The 15,812-nt window shown below is 67.7% G+C and carries 15 protein-coding genes and 2 tRNA genes; 13 read left to right on the forward strand and 4 right to left on the reverse strand.

Features of this window, described 5'->3' with window-relative positions:
* Positions 1–15 precede the first annotated feature (15 nt).
* Positions 16–285, forward strand: coding sequence for a helix-turn-helix domain-containing protein (locus BLQ28_RS14945; protein WP_093240610.1), 270 nt, complete (start codon positions 16–18; stop codon positions 283–285).
* A 368-nt stretch (positions 286–653) separates the two neighbouring features.
* Positions 654–1,985, forward strand: a complete 1,332-nt coding sequence (locus BLQ28_RS14955; RefSeq protein WP_093240614.1) for a purine-cytosine permease family protein — start codon at positions 654–656, stop codon at positions 1,983–1,985.
* Here BLQ28_RS14955 and thiD read toward each other — a convergent pair.
* Positions 1,930–2,778 carry a bifunctional hydroxymethylpyrimidine kinase/phosphomethylpyrimidine kinase gene (thiD, locus tag BLQ28_RS14960; protein ID WP_093240618.1) on the reverse strand — a complete coding sequence of 283 codons (849 nt, stop codon included), beginning with the start codon at positions 2,776–2,778 and terminating at the stop codon, positions 1,930–1,932. The two genes, BLQ28_RS14955 and thiD, sit on opposite strands and share 56 nt — an antisense overlap.
* A 140-nt stretch (positions 2,779–2,918) precedes the next feature.
* Between thiD and BLQ28_RS14965 the strand changes: the two genes are divergently transcribed.
* The 7 genes from BLQ28_RS14965 (at position 2,919) to BLQ28_RS14995 (ending at position 8,527) form a co-directional block, all read left to right on the forward strand.
* Positions 2,919–4,013, forward strand: a complete 1,095-nt coding sequence (locus BLQ28_RS14965) for an FAD-dependent oxidoreductase (RefSeq protein WP_093240621.1) — start codon at positions 2,919–2,921, stop codon at positions 4,011–4,013.
* Complete coding sequence (gene thiS / locus BLQ28_RS14970) at positions 4,010–4,213, forward strand: sulfur carrier protein ThiS (protein ID WP_093240624.1); 204 nt, start codon at positions 4,010–4,012, stop codon at positions 4,211–4,213. Before BLQ28_RS14965 ends, thiS begins: the two co-directional genes overlap by 4 nt.
* A 22-nt stretch (positions 4,214–4,235) precedes the next feature.
* Entirely contained in the window at positions 4,236–5,051 is an 816-nt protein-coding gene (locus tag BLQ28_RS14975) for a thiazole synthase (RefSeq protein ID WP_093240627.1), read from the forward strand.
* Positions 5,048–5,983, forward strand: coding sequence for a thiamine phosphate synthase (thiE, locus tag BLQ28_RS14980; RefSeq protein WP_093240630.1), 936 nt, complete (start codon positions 5,048–5,050; stop codon positions 5,981–5,983). Before BLQ28_RS14975 ends, thiE begins: the two co-directional genes overlap by 4 nt.
* Positions 5,984–5,988: 5 nt before the next feature.
* Entirely contained in the window at positions 5,989–8,139 is a 2,151-nt protein-coding gene (locus BLQ28_RS14985) for a TonB-dependent siderophore receptor (protein WP_093240633.1), read from the forward strand.
* A gap of 84 nt (positions 8,140–8,223) precedes the next feature.
* Positions 8,224–8,299, forward strand: a tRNA-Asn gene (locus BLQ28_RS14990).
* Between the two features lie 152 nt (positions 8,300–8,451).
* Positions 8,452–8,527: transfer RNA gene (locus tag BLQ28_RS14995), tRNA-Asn, on the forward strand.
* Between the two features lie 72 nt (positions 8,528–8,599).
* On the opposite strand, the gene BLQ28_RS15000 is transcribed toward BLQ28_RS14995, so the two are convergent.
* The gene (locus tag BLQ28_RS15000) at positions 8,600–8,917 is read right to left on the reverse strand and encodes a YnfA family protein (RefSeq protein WP_093240637.1); all 318 of its coding nucleotides are present in this window, start codon (positions 8,915–8,917) and stop codon (positions 8,600–8,602) included.
* 374 nt (positions 8,918–9,291) lie between these two features.
* On the opposite strand from BLQ28_RS15000, the gene BLQ28_RS15005 reads away from it, so the two are divergent.
* From BLQ28_RS15005 to BLQ28_RS15025, 4 genes are all read left to right on the forward strand, one after another.
* Complete coding sequence (locus tag BLQ28_RS15005; protein WP_093241706.1) at positions 9,292–9,693, forward strand: GreA/GreB family elongation factor; 402 nt, start codon at positions 9,292–9,294, stop codon at positions 9,691–9,693.
* 478 nt (positions 9,694–10,171) lie between these two features.
* Complete coding sequence (locus BLQ28_RS15015) at positions 10,172–11,071, forward strand: CsgG/HfaB family protein (protein ID WP_093240643.1); 900 nt, start codon at positions 10,172–10,174, stop codon at positions 11,069–11,071.
* 297 nt (positions 11,072–11,368) lie between these two features.
* On the forward strand, positions 11,369–12,058 hold the full coding sequence (locus BLQ28_RS15020; protein ID WP_256327299.1) for a response regulator: 690 nt from the start codon (positions 11,369–11,371) through the stop codon (positions 12,056–12,058).
* A gap of 4 nt (positions 12,059–12,062) precedes the next feature.
* The gene (locus BLQ28_RS15025; protein WP_093240648.1) at positions 12,063–13,928 is read left to right on the forward strand and encodes a sensor histidine kinase; all 1,866 of its coding nucleotides are present in this window, start codon (positions 12,063–12,065) and stop codon (positions 13,926–13,928) included.
* Between the two features lie 12 nt (positions 13,929–13,940).
* Here the strand turns inward: BLQ28_RS15025 and BLQ28_RS15030 are convergent, their stop codons facing one another.
* Together BLQ28_RS15030 and BLQ28_RS15035 are read right to left on the reverse strand one after the other, a co-directional pair.
* A complete protein-coding gene (locus tag BLQ28_RS15030; protein ID WP_093240651.1) occupies positions 13,941–14,282 on the reverse strand; it encodes a hypothetical protein in 342 nt (113 codons plus the stop codon).
* Between the two features lie 19 nt (positions 14,283–14,301).
* Positions 14,302–15,789, reverse strand: a complete 1,488-nt coding sequence (locus BLQ28_RS15035) for a DegQ family serine endoprotease (protein WP_093240654.1) — start codon at positions 15,787–15,789, stop codon at positions 14,302–14,304.
* Positions 15,790–15,812 lie beyond the last annotated feature (23 nt).

Raw genomic sequence — 15,812 nt, forward strand, 5'->3', positions numbered from 1 at the left:
GGCGACAATTCCCCGATGGCCCAAGGCAAACGCATTTCAGTCGACATCGGCAGTACCGCCCTTCAGGCGATCAAGGACATGGGCGCAGCCGCCAAGCTGGCGCGCACTCGTGCCGGGGAAGGCCAGGCCGCAGCGGCCGCCCGGCTGGGCGTGCATGTGCAGACGATCGCCCGCATTGAATCAGGCGAGCCCGGCGTTGCCATCGGGCACGTGCTGGGCCTGCTGGCGCAATACGGAATCGCAACGAGATTGCAGCCTCCGGAAGACGGGCAGCCCGAATCCTGAGTTGATTCAGCAGAAGGGGTGCGAATTTTCTGCGCCCTTTCAACTCCCCTTTTTCATCCAGCACAGCCTCGCTCGAACGGCCCTCCTCGGTTGCCCGACCGACCACCGGGGCCAGCCCCAAGTCACCCACACCGCCCGCATCCCCATTGGCAGCGCCTACAATGCGCGCTTGCTAGGGGTGCTGGAACGGCTTTGCCGGACCGGCTGAGATCAGACCCTTTGAACCTGTTCCGCCGCAATTCATTTTGTCGGCTTGAGGTAATCCTCGCGCAGGGAAGCTGGTCCGGTGGCCTGTCGCGTTGTCTCGCGCGATGGCCGAGCTGCTGGGGCCTCGCCCACCTGCCAAACCTTTGCACTGGAGCAAATGGATGGCACACGACAACAACGATCACTCCAGCGCCAACGAGGCGCTGACGCCGCTGCCCGCGTCCAAGCGCGTCTTCGGCTGGCACGACCATGCCTCGCTGTGGTTCAGCCTGGGCGTGGGGTTGCTGGTGATGCAGATCGGCGCCTACCTGGTGCCGGCGGTGGGCACGCGCGATGCGGCCATTGCGATCGTCGTCGGCTCCGTCATCGGCGCCGGCCTGTTGGCCTGGACCGCGCGGCTGGGCTGCGAAAGCGGCCTCGCCAGCGCCGGCCTGATGCATGCAACCTACGGCAGCGCCTTTGCGCGCCTGCCGGTGCTGTTGAACATCGTGCAACTGGTGGGCTGGACCACCTTCGAGCTGGTGGTCATGCGAGAAGGCACGCAGGCCATCGGCCAGCTGGCGTTCGGGCCGTCGCTCGGCTCCTTCTGGGGCGGCGTGCTGACCACGCTGTTCTGGGGCGCGGTGCTGCTGGCGCTGCTCGCAGGCTCGATGGTCAAGCTGGTGCGGCGCTTCGTGAGCCGCTTCGGCCTGCCGCTGGTGGTGCTGTCGCTGCTGTGGCTCAGTTGGCAGTTCGCGACACGGCTGCAGGCCAAGGGGCTGGACGCCTTCTGGGCGCGGCCGGGCGACGGCAGCATGGGCATGTTCGGCGCGCTCGATCTGGTGATCGCGATGCCGGTGTCATGGCTGCCGCTGGTGGCCGACTACGCGCGGCACGGCAAGCGCAGCACGGGAGGTCTGGGCGGAGCGTTCAACGGCACCTGGATCGGCTACGCACTGGCCAACATCTGGTGCTATGCGCTGGGCGTGATGGTGGTGAGCGTGGCCGAACCGGGTGTCAGCCTCGTCACCGCGCTGCTGCTGGCGCAGGGCGGGCTGGTGGCGCTGGGCCTGATCCTCATCGACGAACTCGACAACGCCTATGGCGACGTCTACTCGGGCTCGGTCTCCACCCACAGCCTGCTGCCCCGATGGAGCGTGCGGCGCTGGGGCCTGCTGCTGGCCACGCTGTGCATTGCGCTGGCGCTGGTGCTGCCGATGCACACGCTCGAGCCCTTCCTGCTGTTGCTCAGTTCGGTGTTCGTGCCGCTCTACGGTGTGATCCTCGGGCGACTGGGCAGTGGCCAGTCGGTGGTGACGACCGGCACGCGCCAGGTCGATTTCAGCGCGGCACTGATCTGGATCACCGGCATTGCGGCGTACCACGCGCTGGCCAAGTGGGCGCCACAACTGGGCTCGGCGCTTCCGACGCTGGCAACGACCTTCGTGCTTGCTTGGCTCAGCCGCCCGTCGCGGGCAGGCGGTGCGTCGGCACTGGCGCAAAGCCGTGGTTGAGCGGACCATGGCCCGCACCGATCTGCACGTTCGCACCGGCGGCCATTGCGCCGAGGATGTACGCACGCGCCTTCTCGACCGCTTCGGGCAAGGCAAAGCCCAGTGCCAGATGCGCCGCGATGGCGGACGACAGCGTGCAGCCGGTGCCATGCAGATTGCGGCTCGCGATGCGCTTCGACGCCAGCCGCTTGCGCGCGCCGCCAGCCTGCAGCAGCACGTCGACCACGTCATCGCCCGGCAGATGTCCGCCCTTGAGCAGCACGGCCTTGGCGCCGAGCGCCAGCAGTTCGTCGGCGGCGCCATCGAGCGCATCCACGCCATCGATGGCATGGCCGATCAGCAAGGCCGCTTCGTCCAGATTGGGCGTGACGACCAGCGCACGCGGGAACAGTTCGCGCACCAGCACCTGCACGGTCTCCGCGGCGATCAGGCGGTCACCGCTGGTGGCGACCATCACCGGGTCGAGCACCACGTTCTTCAGTTGATAGCGGTCGATGGCCCAGGCCACCACGTCCACCACTTCGGGCGCATGCAGCATGCCGAGCTTGACGGCATCGACGCCGATGTCTTCGACCACCGCCTGGATCTGCGCCTTCAGAAAGTCGGGCGGCACACCATGAATGCCCGACACGCCCAGCGTGTTCTGCGCGGTGAGCGCGGTGATGGCCGTCATGCCGTAGCAGCCGAGGGCCGCGAAGGTCTTGAGATCGGCCTGGATGCCGGCGCCACCGCCGCTGTCGGAGCCGGCGATGGAAAGCACACGTGCGTAGCGCTGGGAAAGTCCTTGGGTCATGCCGAAAATTATCGGCGACTGGCTTTGAATTTCTCCCTCCACTCCCGGGGGAGGGTTGGGGTGGGGGCACGCGGCGTCTCCATCGGGCGCTCTGCCTGCCCCCATCCCAACCTTCCCCCAGAGGGGGAAGGAGCCAGACCATGAACCTGCCATTTCGATCAGTCGCCGTCCTCGGCGCGGGCCTCATGGGGCGGTTGCTGGCGGTCTCGCTGGCACAGGCCGGCTGCAGAGTCGACCTGTACGAAGCAGGCAGCGCCGACGCCGAAGGCGCGGCGGCGCGCGTAGCCGCCGCCATGCTCGCACCGCTGGCCGAATCGGCCGTGGCGCCGGTGTCGGTGGTGCGCATGGGCCAGCACGCGCTGTCGCGCTGGCCCGAACTGCTGGCCTCGCTCGCGCAGCCCGTGTTCTTCCAGCGCGAAGGCACGCTCGTGCTTTGGCATCGGCAAGACGCCGCCGAAGCCTCGCGGCTCGCACGCGTGCTTGCCGCAACGGGCACGCAGGTGCCCGAACTCGCGCCGATGCAGGCAATCGACGCGGCAGCCATCGCCGCGCTGGAGCCCTCGCTGGGCCAGCGTTTCGCACAGGGCCTGTTCCTTCCGGGTGAAGGCCAGCTCGACAACCGTGCGCTGCTGGCGTCGCTGCTCGCCACCTTGCAAGCCCATCCGAACGTCAGCCTGCACTGGCAATCGCCGCGCGCCCCGGCAGATTTTTCACCCGGCACCACCGGCCAGCCCGACTGGGTGATCGACTGCCGTGGCCTCGGTGCCAAGCCCCAGTGGCAGGCGCTACGTGGCGTGCGCGGCGAAGTGATCCGCGTGCATGCGCCCGAAGTGACGCTGAAGCGCCCCACCCGCCTGGTGCACCCTCGCTATCCGCTCTACATCGCGCCCAAGCCCGACAACCTCTTCGTGATCGGCGCGACCGAGATCGAGTCGGACGACATGTCGCCCGCCAGCGTGCGCTCCACGCTCGAGTTGCTGAGCGCCGCCTATGCCGTGCACAGCGGCTTTGCCGAAGCACGCATCGTGGAGATCGCCACGCAGTGCCGCCCCACGTTGCCCGACAACCTGCCGTCCATCCGCCAGCCGCAGCCGCGCGTGCTGCAGATCAACGGCCTGTACCGCCACGGCTTCATGATCGCGCCCGCCCTCCTCGACGCCACCATGGAACTGCTTGCGCACGGCCACGCCACGCTTGCGCGCAGCTTCGGCATGGAGACCTCCGACAACGCATGACGATGAACATCCTGATCAACGACAAGCCCTTCGCGCTGCCCGACAGCGCCACGCTCACCGACGCGCTGACGGCATTGAACGCCACGCCGCCGTTCGCGGTGGCCGTGAACCGCGAGTTCGTGCCGCGCTCGGCCTATGCGGCGCGCACGCTGCAACCCGACGACCGCGTCGAGGTGATCCGCCCGGTGACGGGCGGCTGAACAAACGATGGAGACAACACCCATGACGAACAACACGAACGACCCGCTGGTTCTCTATGGCCAGACCTTCCAGAGCCGCCTGCTGCTGGGCACCGCGCGCTACCCCTCGCCCGACCTGCTCGAAGCCGCGGTGAAGCGCGCCAAGCCCGCGATGCTGACCGCGTCGCTGCGCCGCCAGGCTGCCCACCAGGGCTCGGGCAACAGCGACCTCGGTAACGGCTTCTGGGAATTGCTGCGCAACCTCGGCGTGCCGGTGCTGCCCAACACCGCCGGCTGCCACAGCGTGCAGGAGGTGGTCGCGACCGCGCAGATGGCACGCGAGCTGTTCGACACGCCGTGGATCAAGCTCGAGCTGATCGGCGACGACTACACGCTGCAGCCCGACACGCTGAACCTCGTCGATGCCGCATCGCAGCTGATCCGCGATGGCTTCAAGGTGCTGCCCTATTGCACCGAAGACCTGGTGTTGTGCCAGCGGCTGGTCGACGTCGGCTGCGAAGCCGTGATGCCCTGGGCCGCGCCCATCGGCACCGGCCGCGGGCCGATCAACCCCTACGCGCTGCAGGTGCTGCGCGACCGGCTCAAGGTGCCGATGCTGGTCGACGCGGGCCTGGGCCTTCCGTCGCACGCCTGCCAGGTCATGGAGTGGGGATACGACGGCGTGCTGCTCAACACGGCCGTGGCCCTCGCGCAAGACCCGGTCGCCATGGCGGGCGCTTTCGCCGACGCCGTGCAGGCGGGCCGCACGGCGTATCGCGCCGGCGCCATGGCCGCGCAAGACGCCGCACAGCCGAGCACGCCCGTGCTCGGCACACCCTTCTGGCACCACGCACCATGAGCAGCACTTACGACGCCCGCGCCGTGGCGCAAGCCATCGTCGCCGCCCATGGATTGCGCTTCGGAAGCAACACCGCGGCCCCTGTCAGCGCACCGATCTTTTCTTCGGACGATCCTGTCTATCGCGGTGCCAAGCAGGCCTGCGCGGCCCTTGGCTTCATCGAGATCGATGCCGAGTGCCTTGCACGCGCCTGGCGCGCGCAGACCGAACGGCTGAGCCAGTTCGACGCAGCACAGTGGCCCGACAACCCCGCCGACTTCGGCTTGCGGTCGTTTCCTCCCGCCGCGCGCGGCGACGCCTTTCCGCCCTGCCCCGAACGGCTCGGCCTCTACGCGGTGCTGCCCGATGCGGCCTGGGTCGGCCGCATGGCGCGCGCCGGCGTGCCGACCGTGCAGCTGCGCTTCAAGTCCGACGACGCAGCGGCCATCGAACGCGAAGTGCGCGCGGCCGTCGAAGCCGTGCAAGGCACCGATGCCCTGCTCTTCATCAATGACCACTGGCAAGTGGCCATCGCTGCCGGCGCCTACGGCATTCACCTCGGCCAGGAAGACCTCGACGCGCTTTCGCCCGCGCAGTTGCAGGCGCTTCGTGCGTCCGGCTTGCGGCTGGGTGTCAGTACCCATGGCTACGCCGAGATGGTGCGCGCCGATGCCGTGAGCCCGAGCTACATCGCGATGGGCGCGGTGTACCCGACGACGCTCAAGAAGATGGCGACCGCACCGCAGGGCGTGGCCCGGCTCGCGGCCTACGCGCGCCTGCTGCGCGGCTATCCGCAGGTCGGCATCGGCGGCATCGACGCCGTGCGGCTGCCGGAAGTGCTGGCCACCGGCGTCGGCTCGGTCGCCGTGGTGCGCGCGCTGGTCGCGGCCGAAGACCCCGAGGCCACGGCCGCGCAATGGATGGCCGCCCTGGGCGCCGCCGCAGGCAACTGAACAGAATGAACCAACGACTCCCTTTCCTTTCTTCCATCCAGCCGCTCTCTCCCGTTTCACGTGCGATCGCCGTTGTGTTCCTTGCGACCGCTTGCAGCGCCCATGCGCAGCAAGCCTCGCTGCCCGAAGTCACCGTCAATGAAGGCGCAGCCGCGCCGCAAGCGGACATCAGCGGCTTCGGCGACGTGCCGCTGCGCGAGCTGCCGATCTCGGCCACGGTGATCGACAGCCAGCAGCTGCGCGCCAGCGGCGCGCGCCGGCTGGCCGACCTCACGCAGTTCGATGCCTCGGTCACCGATGCCTACAACTCCGCCGGCTACTGGGACTACCTGACGGTGCGCGGCTTCGTGCTCGACAACCGCTTCAACTACCGGCGCGAAGGCCTGCCGATCAGCGCGGAGACATCGATCCCGCTCGACAACAAGGAGCGCGTCGAGATCCTTCGCGGCACCAGCGGCATCCAAGCCGGCACCAGCGCACCGGGCGGACTGGTCAACTACGTCGTCAAGCGGCCGACCGAACAAGACCTGCGCGTGGTGCGCATCGAAACCACCAGCCGTGGCAGCGTGCTGGGCGCCATCGACCTTGGCGGACGCTTCGGCGAAAACCGGCAGTTCGGCTACCGGCTCAATGTGGCGAGCGAAAACCTCAAGCCGCTCACGCACGACCTCGACGGCAACCGCAACCTGTTCTCGCTCGCGGCCGACTGGCGCATCACGCGCGACTCGGTGCTGGAGTTCGAGATCGAACAAAGCCGCAAGACGCAGCCGAGCCAGAACGGTTACAGCCTGTTGGGCAATGTGCTGCCCGCGCCTGTCGATCCGCGCATCAACCTCAACAACCAGCCATGGTCGCAGCCCTCGGTATTCAAGGCTGTGACGGGCACGGTGCGCTTCAGCCAGACGATCAACACCGACTGGCGCTGGAGCGCGCAGATCGGCCAGCAGCGCCTGAAGAGCGACGACCGGCTGGCCTATGCCTTCGGCTGCAGCGCCGAAGGCAACTACGACCGCTACTGCTCCGACGGCACCTTCGACGTCTACGACTTCCGCAGCGAGAACGAGCGCCGCACGCAGACAGCGGGCAGCCTGAACCTCAAGGGCAACGTGATGACCGGCAGCGTGCGGCACGAGCTGGGCTTCGGCCTGCTGCAAAGCCGTGTGCGCAACCGCTTCCAGAACCAGGCCTACAACTACGCGGGCACCGGCAACATCTGGGCCACGGCCATGGTGCCGCCGAACCCCGACGCCACCACGCCGCAGACGAATCGCGACGAGCGTTCGACCGAACTCTCGGTGCAGGACGCGATCCGCTGGAACGATCGTTTCACCACCTGGCTCGGCGCACGCCACACGCGGCTCGACCGCAGCAGCATCGGCAACGACGGCTCGAACCCGACCGGCTACAAGCAGGGCGTGACCACGCCGTGGCTCGCCGCCAGTTTCGCGATACAGCCGGGGCTGCTCGCCTATGCGAGCTGGGGCCAGGGTGTCGAGTCGCAGGTCGTGCCGAACAAGAGCTCGCAATACAGCAATGCCGGCCAGGCGCTGCCCGCGCTACGCTCGCGCCAATGGGAGCTGGGCCTGAAGGGCGGCAACGACGCCTTCAACTGGCAGCTTGCGTGGTTCGACATCTCGCGGCCGATGACCAACCTCGACCTGTGCAGCGGCCTGTGCGAAGTGCGCAACGATGGCCGCGCGGTGCATCGCGGCCTCGAAGCCGGCGCGCAATGGAGCCAGGGGCCCTGGCGCATTGGCGGCAGCCTCACGCTGATCGATGCGAAGCGGCGCGACAGCACGGCCAACCCGGCTCTCAATGGCCAGTCGCCCACCAACGTGCCCAAGCAGGTGCTGCGCGCGCAGACGGCCTATCGCTTCGCATCGGTGCCGGGCCTCGAACTGGCGGGGCAGCTTTCGTACGAAGGCCGCCGCAATGTGCTGCCCGATGGCTCGGTCACGCTGCCTTCGTGGACGCGCGTCGATGCGGTGTTGCGCTACGACACGAAGCTGCGCGGCGCGAATGCAACCTGGACGCTGGCCGTCGACAACCTGTTCGATCGCCGCTACTGGAAGGAATCGCCCTACCAGTTCAGCCACGTCTACCTCTTTCCGGGAGCGCCGCGCACCTTGCGCCTGGGGTTGAGCATTGCGCTGTGAGTGCCGCCGCGCTGCAGAAATTTAGCGAGGCAGTGGCGGGCACTTGAGAAGCCTCGAAAAACCACGCTATAATCTAAGGCTTGTTCCTCGATAGCTCAGTTGGTAGAGCGCCGGACTGTTAATCCGTAGGTCCCTGGTTCGAGCCCAGGTCGAGGAGCCACTACAAGCCGCAAGGCAACTGGATGCCCCGCTACTCAAAGGTAGCGGGGCATTTTCATTTGCGGCTTCACCACGCTCCGCGCATTGCCTCTCAAAAAATGAAGTCGGCAAGCCCGGAATCGACAATTTCATTGAATATAATTTGAGGCTTGTTCCTCGATAGCTCAGTCGGTAGAGCGCCGGACTGTTAATCCGTAGGTCCCTGGTTCGAGCCCAGGTCGAGGAGCCAAAACAAACCCTCGTGGTTCTTGGATGCCCCGCTACTCACAAGGTAGCGGGGCATTTTCTTTTGGCGTTCCGACTAGCTCGGCTGGAACGCAATCAGCCCCATGCCGACAAGGCATACCGCAACGCCTGCAACGTCCCACGGCGTGGGCCGCATGCCGTCCACCGCCCACAGCCACGCGATGGCCACGCCGATGTACACGCCGCCATACGCCGCATAGACACGGCCCGCCGCGGCCTCATGCAATGTGAGCAGCCACGCGAAGGCCGCGAGGCTGATCGCCGCCGGCACCAGCAGCCACGCCGAGCGATCCTGCTTGAGCCAGAGGTAAGGCAGGTAGCAACCGATGATTTCCGCGAGGGCTGTCGCAACATAAAGAAGAAAGGTCCGCATCCATCGATTGTGCGGGCCGCGTTGCATGCCGCACGGCCGGGCTTATCGGCAAGGCACGTGAGGCCATTGCTTGATGCCCCCACACGGCACACCTACACTCGCCCGAATGGTCTCCCCGTCCTCGTCCCGCAAGCACCCCACGTGCGCAGCCCTGCCGCTGGCAGCGGCCGGCCGTCGCGCGGGCTTGGCCGTTGCGGCGGCCACGATGGTCATCCGACGTACCTCCGCACTTTCCTGAGCCCGGCGGTCCGCTACTTCCCTTCTTGTTGCGCGAACCATTGACCGCCGGGCACCCGCCGCGCGGTCGCGACTTCGCCTGCTCCAACACAACACAGACGCAGACAGGGCGAGGTCGCATTCCATTGGAGTGCTTCATGCTTGCAACCATTCACGGGGAGCGCACGCTCACCGAACTCGACGTCGCCCGCCTCAACAAGCTGAACGGCAGCCAGCTTCCGCCCGCGCTGGCCGATCTTCTCGACCTGGCAGAGGTCTTGCCATCGCGCGAGGTGCCCGCGGACATCGTGACGATGTACTCGCAGATCGAGGTCGAAGACTTGGCCACGCAGCAGACGCAGAAGATCACGCTCTGCTACCCGGGCGACGCGGAGCCGGCGTCCGGCTTCATCTCCGTGCTCTCGCCGGTGGGCATCGGCCTGCTCGGCGTGAAGGCTGGCACGCTGGCGCGCTGGCAGATGCCGAACGGCGCGGAAGGCGCGGCGCGCGTGGTCGCGATTCTTTTCCAGCCGGAAGCCAGCGGCGACTACACGACCTGAGCTTCAACGCATGGTGCAGTCGATGGCCGCAACGCCATCAAGCACCCCGGCTGTAACCTTCGAGACAGCGCCGCCCTGCCCCCTCTCAGGCAAGGCGCCGCGCCCTCCCATCACACGCCTGTTCGATGAGGAGTCCTGAGTAATAATCGCCCCGCTCCGCTGGCCGCCCTCGCACAGAGCTCTCTGTTTGGCGTCATGGCTGGAGCGACCGAGGATCGGGTTGCTGGCAACCCATGCGTCCCCGTTCCTGACACGGGTCGACATGCCCTCCACGGTGAGCGGCAGACGACCGGGCCTTGCGCGCATGCACATGACTTTCGGCACTGGTGTGCCTGACTTTCAGGTCGTATCGTCGCGCGGCCGCTTGCTGCAGCGCGTCGGATCGGGAGGCCGTACAGGCCACGCAGCCCCCTCTTCGGTTCTCGACGCGTGCCGCCCGCAACGGGCACCGCATTGTTTTCACTTGATAGATCGGGACATGGCTTTTTCTAAACTCTCTCTCGCAAGCGCACTCGCCGGCCTGCTGGCTCTTTCGGGCTGCCAGACCATGGACATGCAGATGGGCAGCCAGTCGGCCAAGACCGTGGCTACCGGCAGCGCGGCAGGCGCCGCCACCTCCGGCGAAAGCAGCCAGCTCGAGCGCTGCGACTCGCCGTTGGGCACCGTCTCGCTGATCGAGAACGTCAATGCCGGCTGGTACACGGTGCTCACCGGCGAATACAAGCTGCCGCCCACAGCCAACCTGTTGCGCCTGCTGGTGCAGCAATCGAACTGCTTCGTGGTGGTCGAGCGCGGCGCCGCCGGCATGAATGCCATGACGCGTGAGCGCGCCCTGATGCAGTCGGGCGAAATGCGCGGCGGCAGCAACTTCGGCCGCGGCCAGATGGTGGCTTCCGACTACGGCCTGTCGCCCGAGATCGTTTTCAGCAACAGCGATGCCGGCGGCATCGGCGGTGCGCTCGGCGGCCTGGTCGGTGGTGGCCGTGGCCGTGCACTGGCCCAGCTCGGTGCCAACCTGCAGACCAAGGAAGCCAGCGCGCTCCTGACGCTGATCGACAACCGCTCGGGCGTGCAGGTCGCAGCGGCCGAAGGCAGTGCCTCCAAGACCGACTTCGGCGGCTTCGCCAACCTGAGCGGCATCTCCGCTGCCGGCGGCATCGGTGGCTACACGCGCACGCCGCAAGGCAAGGTGATCGCCGCGGCCTTCATGGACGCCTTCAACCAGATGGTCCGTTCGCTGCGCAACTACAAGGCGCAGACCGTGCGCGGCCAGGGCCTCGGTGGCGGCGGCCGCCTGGGCGTGGACGGCGGTGCGGCACCGTCGCAAACCTCGGCACCGAGCACGTCCAGGGGACGTCGCAAGCAGCAGCAACAGTAAGCACCCGGGTTCACCGCCGGCCGGCCACGCCTCCAGCGGAGGTGCACGCCGACGGCCGGCTGAACAAGGCCGCGCGCCAGCCCGGAAAAGCGGCGCGCCGCCTCCCCCGTATATAGGATGTGCACGGGCCCAACCGGCCCCTACCCTCGGCGTCATTCAGCAAACCTGCCGCCAAGGGCTCCCCATGCGCCTCGCCTTCCTGTCCTGTATGAGCGCATACAGTTTTCTCACACCGGGTATCGCCTTCGGCGCCTTCCCGGCGGATGGGCCGAAGCTGCGCCGGGCAGGCGCATGACGATGGCGACGCAGGTCGCGCTGGTCGAGGACGACACCGGCATGCGCGAGCGCATCGCACGGGTCGTCGATGCCGACCCTTCGCTGACCCTGGCCTACAGCGCCTCCAACGCCCTCGACATCCTGGCCTGGCTGGTCGACAACCCGGTCGACGTGCTGCTGGTCGACCTCGGCCTGCCCGACCACCCCGGCCTGCAGGTCATCAGCCAGTGCCGCCACATGCAGCCGGCCTGCGCGGTGATGGTGCTGTCCATCTTCGGCGACGAGGCCAACATGGTCCAGGCCTTCGAGGCCGGTGCCAGCGGCTACCTGCTGAAAGATGGCACCGAGGCAGACCTGGCCACCCACATCCGCCACCTGCGCGCAGGCGGCTCGCCTATGTCGCCGGTGATCGCGCGCCAGTTGCTGCGCCGCTGGCAGACCCGCGCCGGCACGCCGCCCGAACCCGTCGCCGCCCGGCCGTCGAGCGCTGCGGCCTACGGCGCCAGCACCGCCTCCGAGCGCCTGTCGCCGCGCGAATTCGAAGTGCTCGACCTGGTGTCTCGTGGTTTCACCTATGTCGAAGTCGGCGTGCAGATGGGAGTCTCGGCCTCGACGGTCCAAACCCATATCCGCAATATCTACGGCAAGCTGGATGTGCACAACAAATCGGAAGCCGTGTTCGAGGCTCGCAATCTCGGCTGGCTTCCCTAGTCCCGTGGCCGCAGGAGGAGTCCATCGCCTGCTGCTCGCGGCACTGCTGCTGATCGCCGCGTTGACGGGCCATCCTGCCCACGCGGCCAGGTCCGCCGAAGCCATCGACGCGAGCTTCGCCGAGGCCACCCTCGAGCCCGATGGCTTTCCCGTCCAGGTGCGCCGCGTGCCACTGCCGTTCCGCTGGGACCACGAGTTTCCCGGCCTAGGCGGCAAGGCCAGCTACCGCATCGATCTTCCCGCTTCGGCGGTACCGGCCGGCGAATCCGCGGCGCTGCTGATGTCGGGCGTGGGCAACCAGGTGGCCGTCGTGTTCAACGACGCGCTCGTCGCCAGCTTCGGCACGCTGGGCGACCCCGAATACGACGCGGCCAAGGGCAACCAGCTGGTTCCCCTGGCGGCCGCGCTGCATCGCGAGGGGCAGTCGCAGGTGCTGGTCGTGCGCACCACCATCCAACGCCAGCGCGGCGCGGGGCTGGCCAGCATCCGCTATGGCACCGAAGCCTCGCTCGCATCGCTCTACCGCACGCAGCAGAACTGGCGCAACACGTCGGCCATCGTCTATGCGGTCAGCCTGCTGCTGATGGGCGGCATGGCCGGCGGCCTGTGGCTGCGTCAGCGCGATGCGCTCTACGGCTGCTTCGCGCTGGCAGCGCTGTCGGGCGTGACGCGCAACCTCGACCGCGTCTGGCCCGAAGTGCCCGTGCCGTGGCCGCTGTGGGGCGCGGTGGTGGCGGTCTGCTATGCGCTGCACATCGGCCTCATCGCACGCTTCGTGCTGCTGGTACTGGACCGCAACCCGCCGTGGCTGGTGCGGTCGATCTACGCCGCGCTGACGCTGTCGGTGACGCTGGCCTGCGCCTCCTTCGCCTTTGCATTGCCCAAGCTGTGGACCAGCGGCCTCGTCATCCTGCAGGTGACCAGCATCGTCTGCCTGCCCTATGTGGTCCACGGCGCATTGGTGGCACGGCGGCGCATTGCGGGCGTGCTGATGGCGGCCGGCACGCTCGCCATCCTGGCCGGTGCGCACGACCTGCTGCTGGTGCGCATGGGGCTCTTCGGCGGCGCCTACTACACGCTCACGCCGCATGCGATGTTCTTCTTCGTGATGATCCTCGCGGGGCTGGTGGTCGAGCGCTACAGCCGCACCGTGGCCGACTACGGCGCGCTCAACGCCAACCTCGCGGCCCGCGTCGCGGAACGCGAAGAGCAGCTGCGTGGCGCCTTCGAAACCATGCGCCAGCAGCAACAGGAACAGGCGGTGCTGCTGGAGCGCCAGCGCATCATGCGGGAGATCCACGACGGCGTGGGCTCGCAACTGGTGGGCCTGCTCAACGTGGTGACCCAGACCACGCCCGACCGTGGCGTGGTCGAAGAGCACGTGAAGCTCGCATTGGACGAAATGCGCATGGCCGTCGATTCGCTGCAGCCCACGCACGACGACCTGCCCACCGTGCTGGCCACCTTGCGCTATCGCCTGCAACCGCGCCTGGATGCCGCCGGCATCGAACTGGTGTGGGACGTGGCCGTGATTCCCACCGTCGCGCCCTTCGCCGCGCAGGCTGCCCTGCAGTTGCAGCGCATCCTGCTGGAAGCCTTCACCAATGTGCTCAAGCACGCATCGGCCACGCGCATCGTGCTGCATGCAAGCTGGCACGGCGACGAAACGCCGCCGCTGGTGCGCATCGTGCTCACCGACAACGGACGCGGCCTGCCCGCAGCCCCCGCCGGCGGCCGGCCCGCGGGGCATGGCATCAACAACATGCGGGCACGCGCCCAATCCATCGGTGCGCGGCTGCACATCGAAACGGCCGACGAACGCGCGGGAGGGACGCGCATTCAGCTCGACTGGCCCTGTGCTCTGCCCTGACCGGATGGCGCATCAGCGCAACGCAAACGCCAGCGTGACCGCGCCGAGCGCCAGCAACGCCAGTCCGGCGATGAAGACCATCTCGCCCCAGGCCTCGAGCCGCGCACCCGACTTGCGCGTACGCATCGAGATGAAAGACAACAACGCGCTGGCCAGGAAGACCAGCGCGTCGACGGCCAGCAAACGATCGATCAGCAACCGCATATCGTCGCGCGGCCCCAGATGGCCGATCGACATCACGGTCATGCACACGCCGATCATCGTGGCCGACGTGGGCAGGATGTGCGCCGACAGGCCGCCGGTCGGCGCACGCTCCTGGAGCACTTCGTGCGGCAGCTTGCCGGGCGGCTTCATCCGACCGAAGCCCTTCCCGTCAGCCGATGCGCACCGGCACGAAGATCTTGTCTTCGCCGCGCTGAATGAGCAGCGCCACCGACTTGTTGGTGGCCTTCGCCACCACCTCGCGCACCTGCTCCAGGCTTTGCGCCGGCGTGCCGTTGATGGCCAGCAGCACGTCGCCGGCCTGCACACCCGCCATGGCCGAGGGGCCCGCCGCATCTTCGATCAGCAGCCCGCCGTCAACGCCGGCCTCGCGCTTTTCCTGCGGCTGCAGGGGACGCAGCGCCAGGCCCAGCTTGCCCTGGCCCGTGGCGGTGTCGGCCTTGGCGACCTTCGCCGGCTTGTCGCTGGCGTCGCCGAGCTTCGCCTGCAGCTCCTGCCGCTCACCCTGGCGCCACACTTCGAGCGTGACCTTCTTGCCCGGTGCCTGCTGACCGATCACCGCGGGCAAGTCGCCCGACGACACGATGGCCTGCCCGTCGACCTTGCGAATCACGTCGCCCGCCTTCAGGCCGGCCTTGTCGCCAGGGCCGCCCTTCTCGATGTTCGAGACCAGCGCACCTTCGGGCTTGTCGAGCTTGAACGAATCGGCAAAGGCCTGGTTCACTTCCTGCACCGCAATGCCGAGCCGCGCGTGCTGCGCTTTGCCGGTGGCGACGATCTGGTCTTTCACCTGGATCGCCACGTCGATCGGGATCGCGAACGACAGGCCCTGGTAGCCGCCGCTGCGGCTGTAGATCTGCGAGTTGATGCCGACCACCTCGCCGCGCGTGTTGAGCAGCGGGCCACCGGAATTGCCGGGGTTCACGGCCACGTCGGTCTGGATGAAGGGCACGTAGCTGTCGTCGGGCAGCGAGCGGCCCTTGGCGCTGACCACGCCGGCCGTCACGGTGTTCTCGAAACCGAAGGGCGAGCCGATGGCCAGCACCCATTCGCCGACCTTCAGGTCCTTGGTGTTGCCCAGTGCCAGCACGGGCAGGTTCTTCGCGTCGATCTTGAGCACGGCGATGTCGGTCTTGGCATCGGCGCCGAGCACCTTGGCGCGGAACTCGCGGCGGTCGGTCAGCTTGACGGTGACTTCCTTCGCGTCCTTCACGACGTGGGCATTGGTGATGATGATGCCGTTCGGGTCCACGATGAAGCCCGAGCCTTCGGCACGCACCGGCACGTCGCGTTGCTGTTGCTGGCCGCGCGGGTTCATCTGGCCCTGGAAGCGGCGGAAGAACTGGAACATCGGATCGTCGGGGTCGATGCCCTGGATCTCGGCGGCGGCCTGGTCGTCCGAGGCCTTCATGGTGCCGGTCACGCTGATGTTGACCACGGCCGGGCCGTCGCGCGAGGTAATGGTCGAGAAGTCGGGCAGCGTGACCATGGCCGCGGGCGCCGCCGTCGTGGCGGTGGTGGTCGCCGGGGCATTCACGGCACGGGCGCTGGTGTAGGCACCGGCACCGACGGCGCCGATCACACCTGCGCTCGCCAGTGCAATCACCAGGGCGCGGGGCGAAGTCAGACGGGTGTTCATTTGTCGGTTCCTTTCAATGCGTA

It is taken from the genome of Variovorax sp. EL159, assembly GCF_900100965.1.
Classification (GTDB): domain Bacteria; phylum Pseudomonadota; class Gammaproteobacteria; order Burkholderiales; family Burkholderiaceae_C; genus Variovorax.

What these genes read in the sequence shown, in the direction of transcription:
- BLQ28_RS14945 (WP_093240610.1), top strand. Translation starts at nt 16, where the DNA reads ATGGCCCAAGGCAAACGCATTTCAGTCGACATCGGCAGTACCGCCCTT.
- BLQ28_RS14955 (WP_093240614.1), top strand. Translation starts at nt 654, where the DNA reads ATGGCACACGACAACAACGATCACTCCAGCGCCAACGAGGCGCTGACG.
- thiD (WP_093240618.1), bottom strand. Translation starts at nt 2,778, where the DNA reads ATGACCCAAGGACTTTCCCAGCGCTACGCACGTGTGCTTTCCATCGCC.
- BLQ28_RS14965 (WP_093240621.1), top strand. Translation starts at nt 2,919, where the DNA reads ATGAACCTGCCATTTCGATCAGTCGCCGTCCTCGGCGCGGGCCTCATG.
- thiS (WP_093240624.1), top strand. Translation starts at nt 4,010, where the DNA reads ATGACGATGAACATCCTGATCAACGACAAGCCCTTCGCGCTGCCCGAC.
- BLQ28_RS14975 (WP_093240627.1), top strand. Translation starts at nt 4,236, where the DNA reads ATGACGAACAACACGAACGACCCGCTGGTTCTCTATGGCCAGACCTTC.
- thiE (WP_093240630.1), top strand. Translation starts at nt 5,048, where the DNA reads ATGAGCAGCACTTACGACGCCCGCGCCGTGGCGCAAGCCATCGTCGCC.
- BLQ28_RS14985 (WP_093240633.1), top strand. Translation starts at nt 5,989, where the DNA reads ATGAACCAACGACTCCCTTTCCTTTCTTCCATCCAGCCGCTCTCTCCC.
- BLQ28_RS15000 (WP_093240637.1), bottom strand. Translation starts at nt 8,917, where the DNA reads ATGCGGACCTTTCTTCTTTATGTTGCGACAGCCCTCGCGGAAATCATC.
- BLQ28_RS15005 (WP_093241706.1), top strand. Translation starts at nt 9,292, where the DNA reads ATGCTTGCAACCATTCACGGGGAGCGCACGCTCACCGAACTCGACGTC.
- BLQ28_RS15015 (WP_093240643.1), top strand. Translation starts at nt 10,172, where the DNA reads ATGGCTTTTTCTAAACTCTCTCTCGCAAGCGCACTCGCCGGCCTGCTG.
- BLQ28_RS15020 (WP_256327299.1), top strand. Translation starts at nt 11,369, where the DNA reads ATGGCGACGCAGGTCGCGCTGGTCGAGGACGACACCGGCATGCGCGAG.
- BLQ28_RS15030 (WP_093240651.1), bottom strand. Translation starts at nt 14,282, where the DNA reads ATGAAGCCGCCCGGCAAGCTGCCGCACGAAGTGCTCCAGGAGCGTGCG.
- BLQ28_RS15035 (WP_093240654.1), bottom strand. Translation starts at nt 15,789, where the DNA reads ATGAACACCCGTCTGACTTCGCCCCGCGCCCTGGTGATTGCACTGGCG.